General features: G+C 42.0%; 19 protein-coding genes, 1 tRNA gene and 1 pseudogene. 6 read left to right on the plus strand and 15 right to left on the minus strand.

Going from position 1 to position 19084, the window contains the following annotated elements:
• The 5 genes and pseudogenes from QVP90_RS08495 to QVP90_RS08515 form a co-directional block, all read right to left on the minus strand.
• Positions 1–358, minus strand: a pseudogene (locus QVP90_RS08495) (kinase); the annotation flags it as partial.
• Between the two features lie 15 nt (positions 359–373).
• A complete protein-coding gene (locus QVP90_RS08500) occupies positions 374–595 on the minus strand; it encodes a hypothetical protein (RefSeq protein ID WP_005932418.1) in 222 nt (73 codons plus the stop codon).
• Positions 585–785 (minus strand): hypothetical protein, encoded by a 201-nt coding sequence (locus QVP90_RS08505; RefSeq protein WP_004327297.1) that lies wholly within the window; start codon positions 783–785, stop codon positions 585–587. The genes QVP90_RS08500 and QVP90_RS08505 overlap by 11 nt, the downstream gene beginning before the upstream one ends.
• Positions 786–811: 26 nt before the next feature.
• Positions 812–894, minus strand: a tRNA-OTHER gene (locus tag QVP90_RS08510).
• A 10-nt stretch (positions 895–904) separates the two neighbouring features.
• Entirely contained in the window at positions 905–1096 is a 192-nt protein-coding gene (locus QVP90_RS08515) for a hypothetical protein (protein WP_004327296.1), read from the minus strand.
• 135 nt (positions 1097–1231) lie between these two features.
• Here QVP90_RS08515 and QVP90_RS08520 point away from each other — a divergent pair, with 135 nt between their 5' ends.
• On the plus strand, positions 1232–1651 hold the full coding sequence (locus tag QVP90_RS08520) for a helix-turn-helix domain-containing protein (protein WP_004327295.1): 420 nt from the start codon (positions 1232–1234) through the stop codon (positions 1649–1651).
• A 399-nt stretch (positions 1652–2050) separates the two neighbouring features.
• Here the strand turns inward: QVP90_RS08520 and QVP90_RS08525 are convergent, their stop codons facing one another.
• Positions 2051–2263 carry a hypothetical protein gene (locus QVP90_RS08525; RefSeq protein WP_004327294.1) on the minus strand — a complete coding sequence of 71 codons (213 nt, stop codon included), beginning with the start codon at positions 2261–2263 and terminating at the stop codon, positions 2051–2053.
• A 328-nt stretch (positions 2264–2591) separates the two neighbouring features.
• On the opposite strand from QVP90_RS08525, the gene QVP90_RS08530 reads away from it, so the two are divergent.
• The 4 genes from QVP90_RS08530 (at position 2592) to QVP90_RS08545 (ending at position 6408) form a co-directional block, all read left to right on the plus strand.
• The gene (locus tag QVP90_RS08530) at positions 2592–2756 is read left to right on the plus strand and encodes a hypothetical protein (RefSeq protein WP_288204123.1); all 165 of its coding nucleotides are present in this window, start codon (positions 2592–2594) and stop codon (positions 2754–2756) included.
• A 104-nt stretch (positions 2757–2860) separates the two neighbouring features.
• Positions 2861–4717: a glycoside hydrolase family 13 protein gene (locus tag QVP90_RS08535; RefSeq protein ID WP_007481516.1), complete on the plus strand. Its 1857-nt coding sequence runs from the start codon at positions 2861–2863 to the stop codon at positions 4715–4717.
• A gap of 371 nt (positions 4718–5088) precedes the next feature.
• On the plus strand, positions 5089–5274 hold the full coding sequence (locus QVP90_RS08540) for a hypothetical protein (protein WP_130059373.1): 186 nt from the start codon (positions 5089–5091) through the stop codon (positions 5272–5274).
• Between the two features lie 255 nt (positions 5275–5529).
• Positions 5530–6408 (plus strand): exodeoxyribonuclease X C-terminal domain-containing protein, encoded by an 879-nt coding sequence (locus tag QVP90_RS08545; RefSeq protein WP_005934064.1) that lies wholly within the window; start codon positions 5530–5532, stop codon positions 6406–6408.
• 114 nt (positions 6409–6522) lie between these two features.
• Here the strand turns inward: QVP90_RS08545 and ispF are convergent, their stop codons facing one another.
• From ispF to QVP90_RS08575, 6 genes are all read right to left on the minus strand, one after another.
• Positions 6523–7002 (minus strand): 2-C-methyl-D-erythritol 2,4-cyclodiphosphate synthase, encoded by a 480-nt coding sequence (gene ispF / locus QVP90_RS08550; protein ID WP_021936172.1) that lies wholly within the window; start codon positions 7000–7002, stop codon positions 6523–6525.
• Between the two features lie 77 nt (positions 7003–7079).
• A complete protein-coding gene (porV, locus tag QVP90_RS08555; RefSeq protein ID WP_005934069.1) occupies positions 7080–8270 on the minus strand; it encodes a type IX secretion system outer membrane channel protein PorV in 1191 nt (396 codons plus the stop codon).
• A gap of 45 nt (positions 8271–8315) precedes the next feature.
• The gene (gene porU, locus QVP90_RS08560) at positions 8316–12056 is read right to left on the minus strand and encodes a type IX secretion system sortase PorU (RefSeq protein WP_021936173.1); all 3741 of its coding nucleotides are present in this window, start codon (positions 12054–12056) and stop codon (positions 8316–8318) included.
• 81 nt (positions 12057–12137) lie between these two features.
• Positions 12138–12752, minus strand: coding sequence for a fumarylacetoacetate hydrolase family protein (locus tag QVP90_RS08565; protein ID WP_005934072.1), 615 nt, complete (start codon positions 12750–12752; stop codon positions 12138–12140).
• Complete coding sequence (locus QVP90_RS08570; RefSeq protein WP_025819308.1) at positions 12752–13414, minus strand: redox-sensing transcriptional repressor Rex; 663 nt, start codon at positions 13412–13414, stop codon at positions 12752–12754. The genes QVP90_RS08565 and QVP90_RS08570 overlap by 1 nt, the downstream gene beginning before the upstream one ends.
• A 101-nt stretch (positions 13415–13515) precedes the next feature.
• Positions 13516–16149, minus strand: coding sequence for a DUF5686 and carboxypeptidase regulatory-like domain-containing protein (locus tag QVP90_RS08575; protein ID WP_021936174.1), 2634 nt, complete (start codon positions 16147–16149; stop codon positions 13516–13518).
• Positions 16150–16387: 238 nt separating this feature from the next.
• Here QVP90_RS08575 and QVP90_RS08580 point away from each other — a divergent pair, with 238 nt between their 5' ends.
• Positions 16388–16738, plus strand: a complete 351-nt coding sequence (locus QVP90_RS08580; protein WP_021936175.1) for a translation initiation factor — start codon at positions 16388–16390, stop codon at positions 16736–16738.
• A gap of 115 nt (positions 16739–16853) precedes the next feature.
• Here QVP90_RS08580 and tsf read toward each other — a convergent pair whose 3' ends face one another.
• From tsf to rpsI, 3 genes are all read right to left on the minus strand, one after another.
• Complete coding sequence (tsf, locus tag QVP90_RS08585) at positions 16854–17678, minus strand: translation elongation factor Ts (protein WP_005934082.1); 825 nt, start codon at positions 17676–17678, stop codon at positions 16854–16856.
• A 144-nt stretch (positions 17679–17822) separates the two neighbouring features.
• Positions 17823–18659 carry a 30S ribosomal protein S2 gene (gene rpsB, locus QVP90_RS08590; protein ID WP_005934084.1) on the minus strand — a complete coding sequence of 279 codons (837 nt, stop codon included), beginning with the start codon at positions 18657–18659 and terminating at the stop codon, positions 17823–17825.
• Positions 18660–18782: 123 nt separating this feature from the next.
• Positions 18783–19084 (minus strand): 30S ribosomal protein S9 (gene rpsI / locus QVP90_RS08595; RefSeq protein ID WP_288204130.1); only part of this gene is annotated, 302 nt, incomplete at its 5' end.

Raw genomic sequence — 19084 nt, forward strand, 5'->3', positions numbered from 1 at the left:
GCACCGAAGCGTTCCAGGTGTATTCCTTCTTCACATCCTCGGGAAGAGCGACCATCTCACCGTTCTTGTCGTAACGGTAATCCTCGAAAAAGTTCTCGGCCTTCTCGTCTTTCTTCACTATGTTACGGATCATTTCCTGTCTCATTTGTTTCTCGGGTTCGCCATGACGCTCAACCCAACGTTTCTTGTATTTCTCGGGAAGGGAGGAATAGGCATACAGAGCCGGATTATTTTCACCACCGCCACGGGAAACGACATCCAGTTTTTCTCGGGACAGCTGGCTATTCAAAGTGCCTTTGGGCATTATATCCAGCAACTCTTTGTAAGTTACACACAATATATTATCAAAGTATTCCATCTCCCAGCTTGATTATCAATCCTCTAAATCATTCAAAGGGACATGCTTCTTCAGCAGCCGCACGGAGATCCCGAAATTCAACACTACGAGAAGTTCCAGCAGCGGATTAATAAAAAAAATAGAGAGCAGGATCCCGAAACTCATACAGAAGTAAAGCACGCAAAAGCGCTGTTTTCGTTTCAGACGAGCAAACCAGTGCAGCTGGTCGCTGAACAATGTCATCAAATCATTTTTCATGGCTACTTGTATTTTGAGGATTACCACCTACTTTGGATCCACCGCGCTCAATGGCGAGCTTACGAATGGAACGGGCCAGTTTGCTGTTCTTACGGAAGGCAAGCGCATGACTCACCATCACGTTTGTACAGCCCATCAGTTCGGCAATTTTATTCACCTCACCGTATTCTACAACTATTCGTTCTTTCATACTATCTAATATTTAAATTATCGTAGTGGGCAGTCGCGGATTCGAACCGCGGACCATAACCTCTCCATTATAGGAGTTTAGTTTGTTCTACCAGCTGAACTAACTGCCCGAGAAAATTATTAAAGCTCCTTTATCGCATCCTCCGGAACACATATTACAGTCCAAACCTGACCATTTTTCATATAATCGATATTATATTCCCGCACGAACGTACAAATGTTATAATCCCAGTCACGAACTATACCATCAATGATCTCACCATTTCTCTTGGTGATTCTCACACTTTGTCCCTTTTTAAATTTTACTTCCATTTTGCTTCTTTTTAAATTCTCATTGTTACCTCAAGCCTTTTTTGTAGCTTTGGGGCGTGTTTAAACTTTAATCACGTGGCAAATATAGTCTAAGTTTCTTAGACAACAAAGTGTTAATCCAAATAATTTAGATTTATGAGCGTTTTTTCTAAGAATCTTAGATATCTAAGGGAGAGTAGGGGACTTAAATTAGATGAATTTGAGTTTCTGGGCATCAAAAAAGGTACAATGTCAAACTATGAACTGGGTAATACAGAACCTAAATTGAGTTTGTTATGTGAAATATCTAAGTTTTTTAGAATATCAATCGACGACTTTCTTTTAAAAGATATAGAAGCCGAAAAAATTACACCAGTAGTAACGGAAACAGCTCCTCCAGAAACAGCTAACAATAATTTTAGGGAGCTTCTGGATGTTTTAAGGGAAAAAGACTCCACCATTCGAGAAATGGCAGAGGAAATAGGGATGCTCAAACAGACAATTACACAACTTAAACAGGACAAGTCGGGGCGTGTTTCGGATGCAAGCGATTCTACGGTTGCCAATGCCATCTAAAACGTGTTTTATGGGGAAAGGGAGGTAAAAACAGTTAAATCACTATTTTACAGCAGAATATATAAAAATACAGGGGAGTAAATAAATATTATCTATATACAATTTACCCCCTACAATATTATAAAAACCGATGAATACCAAATAAAAAAAAGATATTTCCCCGTTTTATTAGAACAAAATAGGCACAAAAATGAATAACCAAATGAATAAGCAATCAAAACATTTCGTTTTTGTAATAGCTTAAATGAATAACCAAATGAATAAGCAAGTGAATAACCTTTCCACTTTTTAAGACGTTCAAAGCGTTCAAACGGATAAATACAGCCTTCCATCATAGTTTGACACTTATAAGGGCAAAAAAAGCCGCTTTTGCGGCTTTTAATTGCGTTCTAAGGCATTTTATCCCTTTCTGGTACATGTTATCAAGCGAGACTGAATAATCATTGCACGTTTCGTGTATTTGGCAATGTCATCAACCAGTCCAGCATGTAAAAGACTACTCTTAGTGATTCCGACCTGTTTCTCCGTCAGAGTTTCAAAAATGGCCGATATACTACCAAAGTAGATGTTCTTTTTCTCAAAAATCAAATGTACATGGATAACTTTACTCATGATATATAGTATTTATTTCACTGCAAATATACCAAATATCAGCTATATGGAATAATTTTAATAAATAAAAATAGGAGAGAAGCGAAGCGCTCCCCTACTCCACTTGCATAAATTACACCATTTGGTTATCTTTGTATATGGAAGTATGGCCTGGGCAAAGCATCGGAGTGAAATAATACCATACTGCCTGAATTCTCCCCTACTCCACTCCTAATGTAAAGAGATTCATTTGAACGGCGTTCAAACAAGGTTCAAATGTAAGCTCGATGTAAAGCGATGTAAACGCTTCGTTTTTCCACCCAGCTCACTCCTACCCCGTTCTAACGCTTTGAAAACCAAAGCAATCAGATATTTTCAGACCGACCGAACTTTGACACGCATCGTTTCTCCCCCCTTATATTATTACCGGTCGGCTATGGAAACTTTAAAGAAACTGAAACAGAAAGCGAAAGAAGAAGATTTCTTTAAAAACGGTACTTTATCCAAGGAATGAAAACGTTTGCATAAATATATAAGGAATACACGAAAAGAAAGAAAAGGACATCTCGATAAATTGTCCTATATTAGCACCGTTAAAATCTATAACACGCTAATATCATGAAGAAATTCTTTTTTATCTTAGGTTCTTTCCTACTGTCTCTTAGTACTTATGCAGCTATGAATGTGAACAAAATCGACCCGCCTTTTTGGTATGCCGGCATGAAGAATCCGGAACTCCAATTAATGATTTACGGCGAAGGTATCGGTAACGCTTCCGTTTCCGTAAACTATCCCGGAATCTCACTCAGTAGTACAGTGAAGTTGGAAAGCAATAATTATCTGCTCGTTTATCTTCATCTGGATAAAGATGTGAAACCCGGCAAATTTCCGCTTACCTTTACCATCGGCAAGAAGAAACTGGTGAAAGAATATGAACTGAAAGCCCGTAATAAGAAAGGTTGTGAACACAAAGGTTTCGATGCTTCCGACGCCCTTTATCTGCTCATGCCGGATCGTTTTGCAAATGGCAATCCGGAAAATGACAACATCGACGGTATGTCTCCGTATAAGGTAGACCGCAATGATCCGAATGCCCGTCATGGAGGTGACTTGGCAGGTATTGAGCAAAATTTGGATTATTTCGAGGATTTGGGTGTTACGGCTCTCTGGTTCACTCCGGTTTTGGAAAACAACATGGAAGGTGGTTCTTATCACGGCTATGCCACTACGGATTATTACAAAGTAGATCCCCGATTCGGTACGAACGAAGAATATCGCCAATTGATAGCCAAATCTCACGACCGGGGCATCAAGATCGTAATGGATATGATTTTTAACCACTGCGGAGTAGAACACCCTTGGATCAAAGACATGCCCTCAAAAGATTTCTTCAACAACCCCGACCACGAGAAGAATTTTGTGCAGACCTCCTTCAAACTGACCCCTCACGTGGATCCTTATGCTTCCAAATATGATTTTGACCAGATGAACGACGGCTGGTTCGTAACGGTAATGCCCGATTTAAATCAAAAGAATCCGCATGTCTACAAATATTTAGTACAAAACAGTTTCTGGTGGATTGAATATGCCGATATCGATGGTATCCGCATGGACACTTATCCGTATGCAGACTACGATGCCATGAGTAACTGGATGAAAGAATTGAATGAGGAATATCCCAATTACAATACTGTTGGAGAAACCTGGGTAACAGAACCGGCTTATACAGCCTGGTGGCAGAAAGACTCAAAGCTATCTGCCCCTTTAAACAGTAACCTGAAAACCGTAATGGATTTCAGCTTCTTCGATAAGATTAATACCGCCAAGAATGAACAAACGGAAACCTGGTTCAAAGGATTGGACCGTGTATACAACAACTTTGTTTATGATTTCTTATATCCCGATCCAACTTCGGTGTTGGCATTTATCGAAAACCATGATACAGACCGCTTTTTAGGTGAAGGCGACAATCTCCCTATGTTGAAACAGGCCTCTACCCTATTACTGACTACCCGCCGCATTCCACAATTATATTACGGCACAGAAATCATGATGAATGGCGTGAAGAGTAAGAGTGACGGTTATGTACGTAAGGACTTCCCCGGTGGTTGGAGTGACGACAAAGCGAATGCACTGACAGCCGCAGGACGCACTAAATTACAAAATGAATGTTACAACTTCTATAAAACATTGTTGAATTGGCGCAAAGGAAACGAAGTAATTGCCAAAGGTAATATGACGCAATTCATGGTGCAACATGGAGTATATGCATATGCCCGCCAATACAACGGCAAAACTGTATTTGTAATGTTAAATGGTACGGATGAAGCAACGACCCTACCACTAAAATACTATAAAGAGATACTAAAAGATCATGCCCAAGGAAAGGATATTCTAACCGGAAGAATCATTAATCTGGACGGTGAACTGACGATGTCTCCAAGAGAATCTTTGGTGATTGAAATATTTCCATAGAGAAATAACACCAAGAATGATTAATTAATATACATAAAAGAGGAAAAAGAGAGACACTGCTTGTCTCTCTTTTTTTATATGGCAACTGCGATTAAGTAATGCTTAAAAAATAATTTGGCACATATGTTCCGGTTGATCGGGTCATTTCATTTTAAAAACTTCCCTTAAGGGACGATTTTGAACTGTATCCCAAAAGTTGGACACAAAACTTTAAGAGTGTAGTTTTTTTGTTCATCGAGGTGCATTATTCATATAGAATTTACCCCCTTCACCGGCTTCACCTTTTTTAATCAAGCTCCCTATTCATCGGTGATACAGGGTGAAGGCACACCCCGGTTTCCCGACAATAGTGCTCACTCCCCGTATACCCGGTGCTCACCACCCGTATGCCTAATGCTTACGACCCGCATGCCCGGTGCTTGGGAGACATTTGCAAAGAGGCCGGAAAGCGGGGCGTGTCTTCACCTCGTATTACCGATGAACAAAGCAATGAAGCCCAAAAGGTGAAGTTGGTGAAAGGGGTAAAAAATATACAGAAGAAATATTCTGAAGAATAAAAAAACATTCACCGGAAAAAAGATGCTACATCTTTTTTTGAAACCTGCACATCTTCCTGTTGAAACCTGTTACATCTTTTTTTGAAAGGTGCTATGTGTTTTTGAAAAAGATGCTACGTCTTCAAGCAGACAGGAGTTACTAATTGATGGAGGTATATGGATTTTGATTGACACTGTCACAACTTATTTTTTCACGATTACAAAGTTGGATTATTCGAAAGAAAACCTTATATTTGAAAATAATAAATCTCATATATGGCCAATCCAAGACTACCGGGAATATCCGAAACCGAAGAAACCCTCTTGTACGCCAAACTAAATGAGTACAACCGGGGTAGAATATCCTTCAAAGAAGCAGGTGCTTATCTTATCGTGCTACCACGGTCCGGACATAGTAATTACTCCTTATGGGTTTATTCGCCGGAACCGGAAAAACAATCCATATTATTCATACACGATCTGTCTCCGGATATTTATGAGGCATTACGAATGGCCAGTACCATGTTTTATTTCTCAAAGCGTTGCCTGCTTATTGTGGATTATAACCTCAAAAGGATGCAGAGCAACGGAGACGATCTCATCCCGTTCGGGAAATATCGCGGCCACTATCTGCACGAAATTTTGAAAGTAGATCCCGCCTATCTAAGTTGGATCGCTTATAAGTACACCCCAAAAATCCCCAAGCAGGAACGTTTTGTCGAAATTGCCAAAGTTTATCATTCGGTACATCTGGATCTGATGCAACGAAAAGCCAGACAGAAACAGGAAGCAGGACGATTTTTAGGAAATATAGGAGAGAAAGTAACAGATCTCACTTTGAAAGTTCTCAAAGTAAGGATAGAAGACGATCCGTACAAAACCCGGGTGAACGGAACCACCGTATTGTTCTATGTCCGGCAAATCGTAACATTGGCAGATCCGTCAGCAAACCGGGTAGTCATCCGGTTTACAAGCAAAAGCCCAAGCCAAGAATCGTGTCAAGTGCCAGCTACCGAACGCGAATACAAAGTGAATGAACTGATACATATTGCTTCGGCACGGGTGGCGCGGATTTATGAATTACACGGCATGAAATATACCCGCTTAAGCCATGTAAAACTTCAGGAAATCAACAGTTATGCTAACCGTTTTTAGAGCATTTACTGAATATACTTACTTCAAGGCAGTCTCTTAATCCCATTTATTTTGGCAATATCCCTTTTTAGCGAATGGGGCGGTTAGTGGCCGTCCTATAAATGAAAAGAAATATTATACTTTCTCGATCAATACGGTAACATAAGCGGAAATCCCCTCCTCACGGCCGGTAAAGCCGAGTTTTTCTGTAGTAGTAGCTTTAATGGAAACATCGTCGGTATCTGTTCCCATCACCTCAGCCAGTTTCTCCTGAATAGCGGGGATATGAGCCTTCAACTTAGGACGCTCAGCACAAATGGTAGCATCGATATTACCGACACGGTATCCCTTTGTAGCAATCAGACCAACCGTTCTTTTTAATAATATCTTACTGTCAACATCCTTAAACTCACCGGCAGTATCAGGAAAATGGAAACCAATGTCACGCATATTGGCAGCTCCCAACAGAGCATCACAAATAGCATGAATCAGTACATCCGCATCCGAATGTCCCAGCAAACCTTTTTCGTGTTCCAAACGGATCCCTCCTAACCACAGCTCACGACCTTCCACCAACTGATGGACATCAAAACCGAGACCTACACGTATCTTCATTTTTATTCATTAATTATCTGAAACAATAAGGCAGACCAAACCGATCTGCCTCCTATATTTATATCCGGCCTTATTTATTAACGCCGGCGTCCAAACAAATCTCTGATACCGTCAAGATCAAATCCCAATGTGAAGCGCAATGTCTGGTCGAGCGGGTTACTCTGTGCCGTAGATATCAGATAAGCAGCATCCAACGAGAACACACTCATCTTGAAGCCGGCACCGAAAGAGAAGTACTTACGGTTACCTTTGTTTTCATGTTCATAATGATAACCACCGCGAACAGAGAACTGATTGTGATAAGTATACTCCACACCCAACGACCATTGGATTTCCTGAAGTTCTTCTTTAAAACCACCGGGGGCATCACTGAAAGACTTGAAAATTCCCTTGATCGGAGAAATATCATTGTATCCTTCTGCATCCAACCAATCATTATATCCTGATGTGTCTTCCGCACCGGTTGCCGCTTGATATTGTTCTTTGGTAGGGCGTGTAGGCACCATCAGTTTATTCAAGTCCAGACTGAATGCAATCGTATTATAGTCATCAATCGGAGCAAGCAATGAACCGCCTAAACGGAAATTAGTAGGTAAGAATTGACTGTGGGCTCCACTGTCATAAGAGATCTTCGTACCGATATTGGAAAGATTCAATCCGAATGAAAGCATGCACTCGCGCTGGGCAAGCATGATATAATTCGTATAATAAAACGCAATATCAGCCGCAAACGCAGAACCCGGAGACACTTCTTCGTCCTGCTTATAAGCCAAATCGGAATAGATATAACGAAGGGCAACAGCCGCAGAAAAGCGCTCGGACAACATGCGCGAATAAGCCACGTCTACTGCCATTTCATAAGGGCTGATATTGTAACCGCCGGTACCGTCAGAGCCTTGTCCTACCGGTACTTCACCCAAAGAAAAATAACGGAGCGAACCACTGATAGCCTGATAATCACCGATACGATAATATCCGGCCAGATAGGCCAAGTCGATATCACTTACCAATTTGCGTAACCAAGGAGTATAAGAGATCGATACCCCTGCACGACCGATAGTAAACGGATACTTGGCAGGGTTCCAAAACTGTGAGTTATTATCCGGATCGGTAGCGGCGCCGACATCCCCCATACCACCACCGCGAGAATCGGGAGCGATACCGAGAGAATTGACACCTGTGTTAATTGGATTGAACTCATCTTTCTGCGCCCATGTACTGACAGAGAAAGCAAAGAACAGTAAAAATGTTATAAATATTTTCTTCATAATCAATCTTATGGATGTGTAGATATAAACCGGATTTTCACTGATTTATTGTGCCAGAATGACTATTTTCTCGGTTTTGGTACTCTCCTTACTACCACCGGAAGTGATGGAAGCACGGTACAGATAAATACCCGGTGACAATCGCTGACCGCCATTACTGCACAGATCCCAATCGACATAATAATAGCTACCGGCAGAAATTCCCTGTTCGGTATGTACCCAAAGCTCACTACCGGCAAAGTCACAGACGGCAATACGTACGTCAAGCTCCGAGCCCGGACGATCATGAGAAAGAATAAACGTCGTACTCTCACGAGCCGGACTCTTACTGCACATTATAGAAAGCAATCCAGGACGCAATCCGTTCACGACTTCAAAGTCAAGTGTCTGTACGGAGGAGTTATTCATAATATCCCAGGCACGGAAAGTCAAAGTATGCTTACCCTCAGACAAAGCAGGAATAGAATACGCAACCGTACCTTTGGTATAACTGCCGGCTACCGGAGTATAATAGTCATTCAGAGAATAGGTTATTTTTCCATCGATACAAAGAGAAAGATCATGTCCGATACCATTACCCACCGTATTGATACCATCTTCATCTTCCAACTCTGCAACGAAATAAGGAGTCTCGTTCACCTGCCCCCCCCATGGGAAATCAGGAGTATTCAGATAAACCATCATCTTAGGCCCTTCGCCTCCGGAAGGCAGATCATCCGCCGTTCCACCAACGAGGAAGTTACTGAAAACTCCGCCGGCCTCACGCTTGTTCGTATCACACGCATAAAAATTCAGCAATCCTTGCTCATTGGAATAATTAATATCCAATGGTACCGGGAAGGTCAATTCAAAACGACCGTTACGTACAGAATCCATTCCCGAAAAAAGAACTTTCATATGATCGGTGTAAGTAACCGCCCCTTTACCAACACCATCAAGAGTTGAAACCGTTTCTTTGCTGTCATAAACCAACGGATGAACAGTACCGGTGAAGTCATCGGCCGGTTCACCCTCGGGGGTAAGGATATGCCCCTTGACTGTTACTTTGGCACCGGCTTTCACATAGGGCCATTCATCGGACAAAGGGCCGTCAAGTTCATCGACTTCGACCTTATAATCGGGATAGGAAGGTATCAAGGCAGGATCACCTATCAAACAAAAGTTCAACTTATTACTACCACTGCTAACATAACTATTCGTAGTTTTAGACAAACGAGTAATATCACCTAATCGTAAACGCTTATTTTCTTTATAAGAAAAGAAATGTTTTATAAATTCCTCGTTCAAACTATCATTCGGACCATCAAAGACGACACGTGAAGTAGAAAATAACGCAATAGCCCCACCTTTTTTATTTAAGAAAGCTAATTCTCCGGCAGTAGTTTCAGCAGCATCAAAACGCGTAAACTCACACGAAGCAGTAAACCATATCGGCAGACGGGGAGAAGAAAGCTTAACAATATCAGCAGAAGTCAAAAGATTTTCCGCTGACCAAGAAGTAGTACCACTATGTCCCGTATAATTAACAAGCAACATCCCCTGTTCGAACAATTGCAACAAACGCTTCGTAGCTTGAGGGTAGCTATGTCCCGTAGCCGATGATTCACGTTTATAAGCATCAGCTAAAATACGTTCCGCACGCATAATCGGATTAGTTGCATGCACCAAATCAGCTAAATCACAGGCTTGCGTCATAAATCCATTATTATCATCTCCGGCAGCATCATCAGCCACAAAACATGCTGTACGTTTCCAAGTACCTGTATTTTTATTATTTATATAATCAATTGTCTTATCAACAGCAATGATAGCTTCATCCACAGTACGCACAGGAAAACGGCCTATACCAATATCCAATAAATTAGTAGCTAAAGAAGTACCATCATTATCATCAAGAAATCCGAAATAATCATCAGTCATAAATGATTGCGTTTCATCTACAGAATTCTCAAATTGGTAACACAACAAAAAATCAGAAGGCTTGTAACTTCTCCAATTGGAAGTTATCATCCGGTTATCATAACTACAATCACCGAATAATAACAAATACCTTATACGGTGTTCATCTGCCGCAGTCCCTCTGTCATAAAGCATCTTCATCAATCGCCGGTAAGCCGTAGCATCCGGTGTGCCGGATGAAAACTCGTTGTATACCTGTGAAGATTTTACTACCTCGACCGTTAGTCCGCTTTTTTCACGATGTGCTTGCGCCAGACGCTCTGCCTGCTGTACAAAAGCAGTTCTATCGGGCACAATGATCACCATATCTATTTCATTAAGAGCATGTAGATTCTGATTCGGTATCTCTCCCATACTTTCTACCCCACTAAAAGAACCCGATGTATTTACTGCCACAAATTCGCGCAAAGTACTACTTGCCGGAATAGTAAATGTATAAGTATCTCCATTCAAGGTTCCTTTCATCTGCTTATGCCCGACAGGTGAAGTAACATCCCACACAACTGTAGAAGAATTAGCACCGGAAATAACAAATGTACTCTCTTTATTTTTAGAATCTTCCGAACGGAACACAAGATATGCTCCATTCATCTGTAGTCGGCGCTTATAATTTAACACAATATAATTCAATCTTCCCGGAATACCGGCAGAACGATTGTGAGTTAGCGTCACCGTTGTAGATTCCGTTTTACTTCCTGTCCATTCATGATCAAAAATTCCTTCGGCTGCTTTTTTATAATACGCATTAGGATCCTTCGAACCAATCCCTTCAATGGTTTGCGTTCCAATATTCTTCCCATTGATAGCAACATTCAACGTAGTATTCACATCCGTTGATTTTGCTGTAAATGCCACCTTGATACGTCCATCCCCATCCGTTATACCGGGAAGTTTAAAAGAATAGCTCTGCGAATTTCCCAACGAATAATCATAAGAGTCATACAGCTCCCGCCCGGAACCCGACCAAGAATAAGCATCATTTTCATGCAAGGCAAAAGCATCAAAAGTCTCGATTCGATTTGCATCGCTACCGTCTGTACCGTCCTCTACCGGAAACTCAGCAGGAGCTTCGTCACTTTCCGTCAAGAAATAATAGGCATAATCCGAATAGAAATTCTTTATGCGCCCGAACGTATTACCGTTCTTCTGCCAGTGCAGAGTCCCACGGGCATAAAAAAGCACCCCGTCTCCACCACGGTATAAAGGCACTTCCGGAAGATCATCCGCCGGATGCTCGGAGAAACGATTCGATAACAGGTAACCTCCATATCCATAAAGCCGCACTTTATCAGGATTGGAAAAACCCATTCCTCTAAGCTCTGCACTTGTAATACGATATACTCCCGAATCGGAGACACGTATCTTCACGAACCTCCCGGAAGAAAGCACAGACTTTTCCGTTGTTTTTGCTACAGTATAATTTGCACGGGCAGCCACCGGAACCGGCGTAGAAATAACCGATAATTTAAAAGAGTTGATACGTTGATAGACACCTCCTCGATGCACGACAGGCACAAATCGGACACTCAGTATTCCCTCATATGCAGCCACTCCGACAGAAGTTTCCGCTTGCGGATAATCCGGCAAATTCACTTTCTTCCGAGTCAGTTCAGCAGCAGCTTCCGGATCGAGATCCACAAATTCCGGGAATTCAATCTTCACATGATAAGTATAAAAACGGAAATCATCGGGCAGAGGTATGCTTTCCACAACCTCCGGGAGAGTCTGGGCAGCAGGTAATTCCTGCCAGTTCAACGTTATAAAACGGTTCTGTGCCGAAACCGGAAAAACAACGAATAATAAAAGAATATAAAGTACCCTGTGCATAAGCAATAGATTAATACGCTAATATGCCGGTTGCGATACGGAATCACGCCACAGCCAATCACCGATCGGCGAACAGACACATTATCTGATATAAAAGTCGAGCAGCTTATCTCCTTCAAGGTATCCTTCCAAATGTTGTCCTACACTGACGGGGCCTACGCCTTCAGGAGTGCCTGTAAACAACAGGTCACCAATTTTCAGCGTTACAAAGCGGCTGACATACGCAATAATATCATCCACATGAAACAACATCTCCGCCGTACAGCCTTTCTGGACTTCCTGCCCATCAATCGTCAGATTAAAATGCAATTGCTGAATATCAGCAAAACGTTCTACCGGAACAAAAGTACCGATTGCCGCCGAACTATCGAATCCTTTACAGAGTTCCCATGGTCCGCCAGTTTCTCGGAAACGGCGCTGTAAATCACGGGCAGTAAAATCAATTCCGACTGTCACCGCATCATAATAACGATGCGCAAAACGGGGAGCAATGTTCTTCCCTAAGCGGTTAATGCGTACTACCAATTCAGTTTCATAATGCACCTCATCTGAAAAGTCGGGAATAAAGAAAGGTTTACCGTCTTTCAATATTGCCGAATCGGGCTTCATGAAGATAACCGGCTCTTTGTTTATTAACGTATGCCCCAACTCTTTATTGTGCTGGGCATAGTTCATTCCTACAGCTATAATCTTCATTATTTAAATTCGTTAAAATTCAATCGGTTAAACATGACCGCCAGATGAGCGTAAAGCGAAGTATTTTGCACTACAATATTCTCCGGTACCCGGATACGGAAAGGAGTAAAATTCCAAATAGCCTTAATGCCACCGGCAACCATTGTATCAGTAATGCACTGTGCAATTTCAATGGGAACAGTCAGCACCCCTATATGCACATCGTACTCCTGCATTTTCTTTACAAATTCATCAGAATGAAAAACAGGAATGCCATTCAGGCTGGTTCCTACCAAAGCGGGATTCACATCAAAAGCCGCTACAATCTCGAGACCGAAATGCTTAAGACCGGAATCCTGCAACAGAGCACCGCCCAGACTACCGACCCCGAAAAGAAAAGCCTTATGTATATCTGTAAAGCCAAGAAAGTGTTCCAATACGGCTATTAAAGTATCTACTTCATACCCCACACGCGTACGCCCGGAGATGTTTACATAAGATAAGTCTTTTGCGATTTGCGAAGCGTCTACATTGATTTCCTTGGATATCTGCGTGGAAGACACATAACGTTCTCCTCTCTGTTTCAGCAGCTTGACATTAGACAAGTACCACGGCAATCTACGTAAAGTAGGTTCCGGCACCCTCATATTATCTTTATGCTGTATCTGACGATCCATTGTCACTTCTTTCATGCTTTTAGATTAGAGATTGGCAAATTTACATTATTTTTTCTGAAATACAACATGGATGTCACAGAAGCTTAACATAATTTCTACATAGAAGGTCAGTATTCTCTCAACATTGACAATGGAATACTTACGGAAACTCCGACGGAACGGAACTTCAAATCATCAAAGCCGGCGAATACCCCGATACGTGCCATCTCGTAAAGCCCGGCCGAATAGCCCACTTCCGTATAAACTTTCCTGTCATATACCGCCACAGAGCGAAGATGTAAAGCCTCATCAAAGTTTTTCTTCTTCAGAAAAGGCAATTGTTTCAACAATAAGTAAGGAGTATACCAGGATATATTCGTCTGTGCCCAACGGGTATCGGTAGAATAAGCATAATTATTCAATAAGGCAAACCCCGTATCGAATGTTCTTTCCGTAAACGGAAGAGCTGTTGTTGCAAAATGCTTAAAATCGGGAAATTGCATTCCGGTAGCCTTCCAAAAAGCTCCCGCATTCACATACCAGTTGAAACGATTGAACATACCGAACCCGATACGCTGCTTCGCAGAAAATTCAGTTAAATGATAAGAAGGAGACAGCTTTACCCCTCCCATTGAAAAAGCACGATCGTAACGGAATGTGAAAGTAGGAAAACGGGACTCTTCATAGATTTTCTTTCCATGTACCATCCTATAGTAATGTGCCGGCGTGTATTCCAACATAAAAGAAACTTTCAGCAACTCATTTTCCGGCATTGGCACAAAAAAGCGATTGGCAGGAATGTTAGGTTCCGCTTTCCGTTTGAACCAACTCTTCGATATATAATTCTCCAGCATTTTACGTTGCTCCCATGCAAACGAAGCGGAAAAAAGCAATCCGTTAGCAAGTTCTATCTCATGCCCGGCAGACAGAAAATGTTTATCATACAATTTCACCTCATTACGTCCAAAGAGAGAAGAAGCGATCGCATTTATCAACCGGCTTTCCCCGCTTTCTTCATTATAGTCAGCAGACAGGACACCTCCCGAAAACGTGAGTTGTCCCCTACGGCGCGGAGCATAATCCAGTATCAGCTTTCCCTGTCCCACCGGTGCCTTACGGGCTGTTGTATAATATAAGGAAGGAACCAAGCGCAAAGTCACCGTCCGAGACAATTTAATCCCTGCTTCCAACTTTGCTCCCAACCAGAATCCATCAACAAAATTATATTCCGGGATATACGAAGGCAACCCGTAACAACTGATCCAGGCTTTCTTATTCTTTGTCCGGTATGTATCCCCCACCCAAAATGCCTGCATGATTTTCCCACCGGCCGACCTCGTTTTTGCACTGTCTTTCTGAAGAGAATCTTTAGAAACGGTCAGTTTTTCTTTATGGATATAGCTCTGTACCTCTTCCGGCTTCAAAGGCACACTACGTACAGCCACCCAGTAAAGAGAATCTTTCTTATCCGCAAGCGAATCAGTCTTCACATTCCAACGGTTCCTCTCTGCCCTCCGCTCATATTTATGTTCCGGTTTTAATGTATCTGCGTTCTCAATCGACTTTTCCATTAACTTCGATAACTTATAAGCTTCACGCATCGTCAAGTCCTCTTTACCCGCCAAGCTCTCTATCTGTTTTTGCAACTTCTGCTGTCTTCTCACCTGCCTGGAAACCGGTACTGTAGCACCAGCGACAACTTTAGCTATCATTTCTTCTTTCTTCTTCTTTATCTCCAGTTTATCATTTACCTCCACACGAGCATAATGAACCGCTGCCAGATAAGAAGCTTCCGCCTTGAGCCCCATCATATCGATCGAACACTCCATACTGGTGGAAGTGGCAAGAAAAACGGAAGGTTGCACTTCTTTGCAGGTCACTTTTATTGTGGCTCTCATTCCGCTCTGGCGGACAGAGAGATCGGCAGCAGACACACACCAAAGGCCTTCGACGATGTATAAATCGCCAGCTATCAATTTCGGATTATCTTTTCGAGGAATCACCTTGACTTTATTAATCAGGTGTTCTCCTTCGGCATAACAACCTTCCAATTTAAAACGATAATAAGAAAAAGCCCCTTTACTCAACGGAGAAATTTTATCAAAAACAGTAGGCTCATAAAGATTAATCGTGGTCAGCCCTAATCGTATTTGAATTTCATCGGGAAAAGTATTACTATAAGCCTTTACCCTGTTTTCCCATACATCCGGGGCTTTAAAAATCACCTCACGCTGCTCCTCCAGCAGAAACAATTTACCTAATAATTTTTTAGATTCTTTCCTTACTTCCTTGGAGAGTTTCAATACGGCAGGGATGTTCTTCACCTTTCCCGTACCTTTCAGATAGGTTCCGGCAGTAAACCCTTTCACTTGAGTCCGGTAATAAGGTGCATTGGCTATGGCTCTCCGCATCACTGCATACGCAGGATCTTCCGCCCCTTTCACCACATTTACTTCATTCAGCGAATAAATGCGTTCAGCCAATACGATATTCTTTTCCACCCCCCGGGCCGATAATTGTATGGACAAACTTTGCCCTGTATATCCCAATGAAGAAACCTCACAAGTATAATGCCCCGGTTTCAACTCTGTCTGAAAACAGCCATTATCATCGGTAGTAAATCCCCATTTCAGCTCTTTCAGATAAAGGGCGGCATAAGGTACCGCTTCTCCTTTCTCATCAGTTACCCGCCCTTTAAAAGTTTGCGCAATGGAAGACAAAGTCCAAAAGCACAAAACTACAAACCACACATATCGCTTCATCCTATTCTATCTTAAATTATCATCATTGCCTTAAAGGAAAAATACAGGCAACCTCTTAATAAAGGCGTTCCATATCTTATCATTAAGTATTAGACGACAAAAAGTGCAAATAATTGCAAGATTCACTGCAAAATATTATTTTTGACCATTTAATAAAGAATCCGTTTATATTTTCTTCACCGAAAACAATCCGGCCTCTTTCATTGAAATCAAAAATAAGAACTAAAAAACAAGAAACATGAAGAATAATAACGATTGGAAGGAACGGTTGAACGTTGTCTATTCCACTAACCCGAATTTCAATTACGAGACGGACGATGATGAAGAGCAGGTCACCCCCGCCCCCGCCCAACAAAACTTACGGGTACAGCTCGATCGTAAAAACCGGGGTGGAAAGGTAGTAACACTCATTACCGGCTTCGTTGGTACCGACAATGACCTGAAAGATCTTGGCAAGTTTCTCAAAACCAAATGCGGTGTAGGCGGTGCAGCCAAAGACGGAGAAATCATTGTACAAGGCGACTTTAAACAAAAAATACTGGAGCTCCTTAAAAAAGAAGGCTACACCCAAACCAAACCCATCGGATAGTGCTTCCCAAGCGGGGAAATCGCCACACGATGAGAACAGGTTGCTAAAAGCATAAAAAACGGCCGCTACGAAAACAAATTCGAGCGGCCGTCTTTATTATATTTTAATTACCGAATTATTCAGCTCTTAAAGTGAAACGTTTGAATGCAGTTACAGTCAAATCTTTGTCTACTGACTTCAGATATTCTGCAACAGTCATCTTACCGTCCTGGATATATTCCTGTTTCAGCAAACATACTTCCTTGTAGAACTTACTGATACGACCCATAGCGATCTTTTCAATCATGTTCTCAGGTTTACCTTCCTGACGAGCCTTGTCAGCAGCAATTTCTTTTTCTTTTTCCAATACATCAGCAGGTACACCGGCTTCATCAACAGCGATCGGATTCATAGCAGCAACCTGCATAGCAATCTCATGACCTACTTTTGCATCTACCACCTTATTCAAAACAACCATTGTACAAAGGAAATTCTTGTTCTGATGGTTATAAGTAGCGATAGCAGGACCTTCCAAAGTCATATAGCCATCCAATTCCATTTTTTCGCCTGTGATACCGCTTCTATCTGTTACAGCCTGAGCAATAGTAGCGTCACCCATCGGAAGAGCCTTAACTTCTTCCAGAGTCTTACACTTATTTGCTACTGCAGCATCCAGAATATCTTGAGTCAGCTTAATAAAGTCAGCGTTCTGAGCAACGAAGTCAGTCTCGCATTTCAAAGCGATTATAGCACCAAAGCCATCGGCAACCTTTACAAGTACACAACCTTCAGAAGCTTCACGATCCGAACGTTTTGCAGCAACTGCCTGTCCCTTTTCACGAATAATCTTCATTGCACCGTCGAAATCGCCATCAGCTTCAGTCAACGCATTCTTACAGTCCATCATACCAGCTCCGGTCATTTTGCGCAGCTTGGTTATATCAGCCATTGTTACAGCCATAATATTTTTCTATTTTAAGTTCGTTTATAAAAAAAGTAGTCAAGTATTAAGTAGTTAAGTAGTCAAGTAGAAATGTTGGCTACAAAAAGTAGAAGTATTGCTACTTACTACTTAACTACTTACTACTTGACTACTTACAGTATATTAAGCTTCTTCGTCTTCCTTAATGAAAGCAGCAGCTTTAGCTGCATTGATTGCTTCTTCGTCAGACTTGTCGAGTCTTGCCTTAGTCGATCTCTTCTTGCCTTTAGTAGCAGGAGCTTCACCGGCAGCTTCCATATCGATTTTTTCAGCTTTTCTTTCTTCCAGGCCTTCCTGCATAGCAGCGCAACAAGCATCAAGAATCACCTCGATTGACTTAGTAGCGTCATCATTAGCCGGAATTACGAAATCTACGTTTGAAGGATCAGAATTAGTATCAACGATACCAAATACAGGAATACCCAAACGGTTAGCTTCGCGAACAGCGATATTTTCTTTCATTACGTCGATCACGAACAATGCAGACGGCAGACGAGTCAGGTCGGCGATAGAACCCAAAGTCTTGTCCAGCTTGGCACGCTGACGAGAAATCTGAAGAATTTCTCTCTTAGACAGATTTGAGTAAGTACCATCGTTAGTCAACTTGTCGATAGTAGCCATCTTCTTCACAGCCTTACGGATAGTAGGGAAGTTAGTCAACATACCACCCGGCCAGCGTTCGATTACATAAGGCATATTTACAGATGCAGCTTTATCAGCTACAACTTGTTTAGCTTGTTTTTTAGTAGCAACAAAAAGGACTTTCTTGCCTGATTTTGCAATTTGTTTCAAAGCTTCCGCAGCTTCGTCAACTTTTGCAACTGTTTTGTGGAGGTCAATGATGTGAATACCATTGCGTTCCATGAAAATGTAAGGAGCCATTGCAGGGTTCCACTTTCTTTTAAGGTGTCCGAAGTGGCAACCGGCTTCCAATAATGTATCAAAATTTGTTCTTGACATCTTGTTTTTCTTTTAATCGTTTACTTTCTTTTTTGTTTTTCTAAACCAACCGCCGGGTAGCCTTAAGAATAAATAAAGAGTCCCGGTAGTTTAGATACTAAACATGTTCCGTCAGGCAGCACATTAACGCTTACTGAACTGGAATCTTCTACGAGCTTTCGGCTGACCCGGTTTCTTACGTTCAACAGAACGCGGATCACGTGTCATGAATCCTTCAGCACGGAGAGCAGCTTTATCTTCAGCATTCATCTTAACCAATGCACGGGCAATAGCCAAACGCAATGCCTGAGACTGACCAGTGAAACCACCGCCACACAAGTTTACTTTGATGTCATACTTCTCAGCAACACCCAACTTGCTCAACGGTTGTTTAACCACATACTGAAGAATAGTTGATGGAAAGTACTCTGCAAGGTCTCTCTTGT

Origin of the sequence: Bacteroides sp. CAG:189 (assembly GCF_000432295.1) — a bacterium.
Lineage (GTDB): Bacteria > Bacteroidota > Bacteroidia > Bacteroidales > Bacteroidaceae > Bacteroides > Bacteroides salyersiae.

Excerpts from the sequence above, each read along its gene's own strand:
- QVP90_RS08500 (WP_005932418.1), bottom strand. The coding sequence starts at position 595 with ATGAAAAATGATTTGATGACATTGTTCAGCGACCAGCTGCACTGGTTT.
- QVP90_RS08505 (WP_004327297.1), bottom strand. The coding sequence starts at position 785 with ATGAAAGAACGAATAGTTGTAGAATACGGTGAGGTGAATAAAATTGCC.
- QVP90_RS08515 (WP_004327296.1), bottom strand. The coding sequence starts at position 1,096 with ATGGAAGTAAAATTTAAAAAGGGACAAAGTGTGAGAATCACCAAGAGA.
- QVP90_RS08520 (WP_004327295.1), top strand. The coding sequence starts at position 1,232 with ATGAGCGTTTTTTCTAAGAATCTTAGATATCTAAGGGAGAGTAGGGGA.
- QVP90_RS08525 (WP_004327294.1), bottom strand. The coding sequence starts at position 2,263 with ATGAGTAAAGTTATCCATGTACATTTGATTTTTGAGAAAAAGAACATC.
- QVP90_RS08535 (WP_007481516.1), top strand. The coding sequence starts at position 2,861 with ATGAAGAAATTCTTTTTTATCTTAGGTTCTTTCCTACTGTCTCTTAGT.
- QVP90_RS08545 (WP_005934064.1), top strand. The coding sequence starts at position 5,530 with ATGGCCAATCCAAGACTACCGGGAATATCCGAAACCGAAGAAACCCTC.
- ispF (WP_021936172.1), bottom strand. The coding sequence starts at position 7,002 with ATGAAGATACGTGTAGGTCTCGGTTTTGATGTCCATCAGTTGGTGGAA.
- porV (WP_005934069.1), bottom strand. The coding sequence starts at position 8,270 with ATGAAGAAAATATTTATAACATTTTTACTGTTCTTTGCTTTCTCTGTC.
- porU (WP_021936173.1), bottom strand. The coding sequence starts at position 12,056 with ATGCACAGGGTACTTTATATTCTTTTATTATTCGTTGTTTTTCCGGTT.
- QVP90_RS08565 (WP_005934072.1), bottom strand. The coding sequence starts at position 12,752 with ATGAAGATTATAGCTGTAGGAATGAACTATGCCCAGCACAATAAAGAG.
- QVP90_RS08575 (WP_021936174.1), bottom strand. The coding sequence starts at position 16,149 with ATGAAGCGATATGTGTGGTTTGTAGTTTTGTGCTTTTGGACTTTGTCT.
- QVP90_RS08580 (WP_021936175.1), top strand. The coding sequence starts at position 16,388 with ATGAAGAATAATAACGATTGGAAGGAACGGTTGAACGTTGTCTATTCC.
- tsf (WP_005934082.1), bottom strand. The coding sequence starts at position 17,678 with ATGGCTGTAACAATGGCTGATATAACCAAGCTGCGCAAAATGACCGGA.
- rpsB (WP_005934084.1), bottom strand. The coding sequence starts at position 18,659 with ATGTCAAGAACAAATTTTGATACATTATTGGAAGCCGGTTGCCACTTC.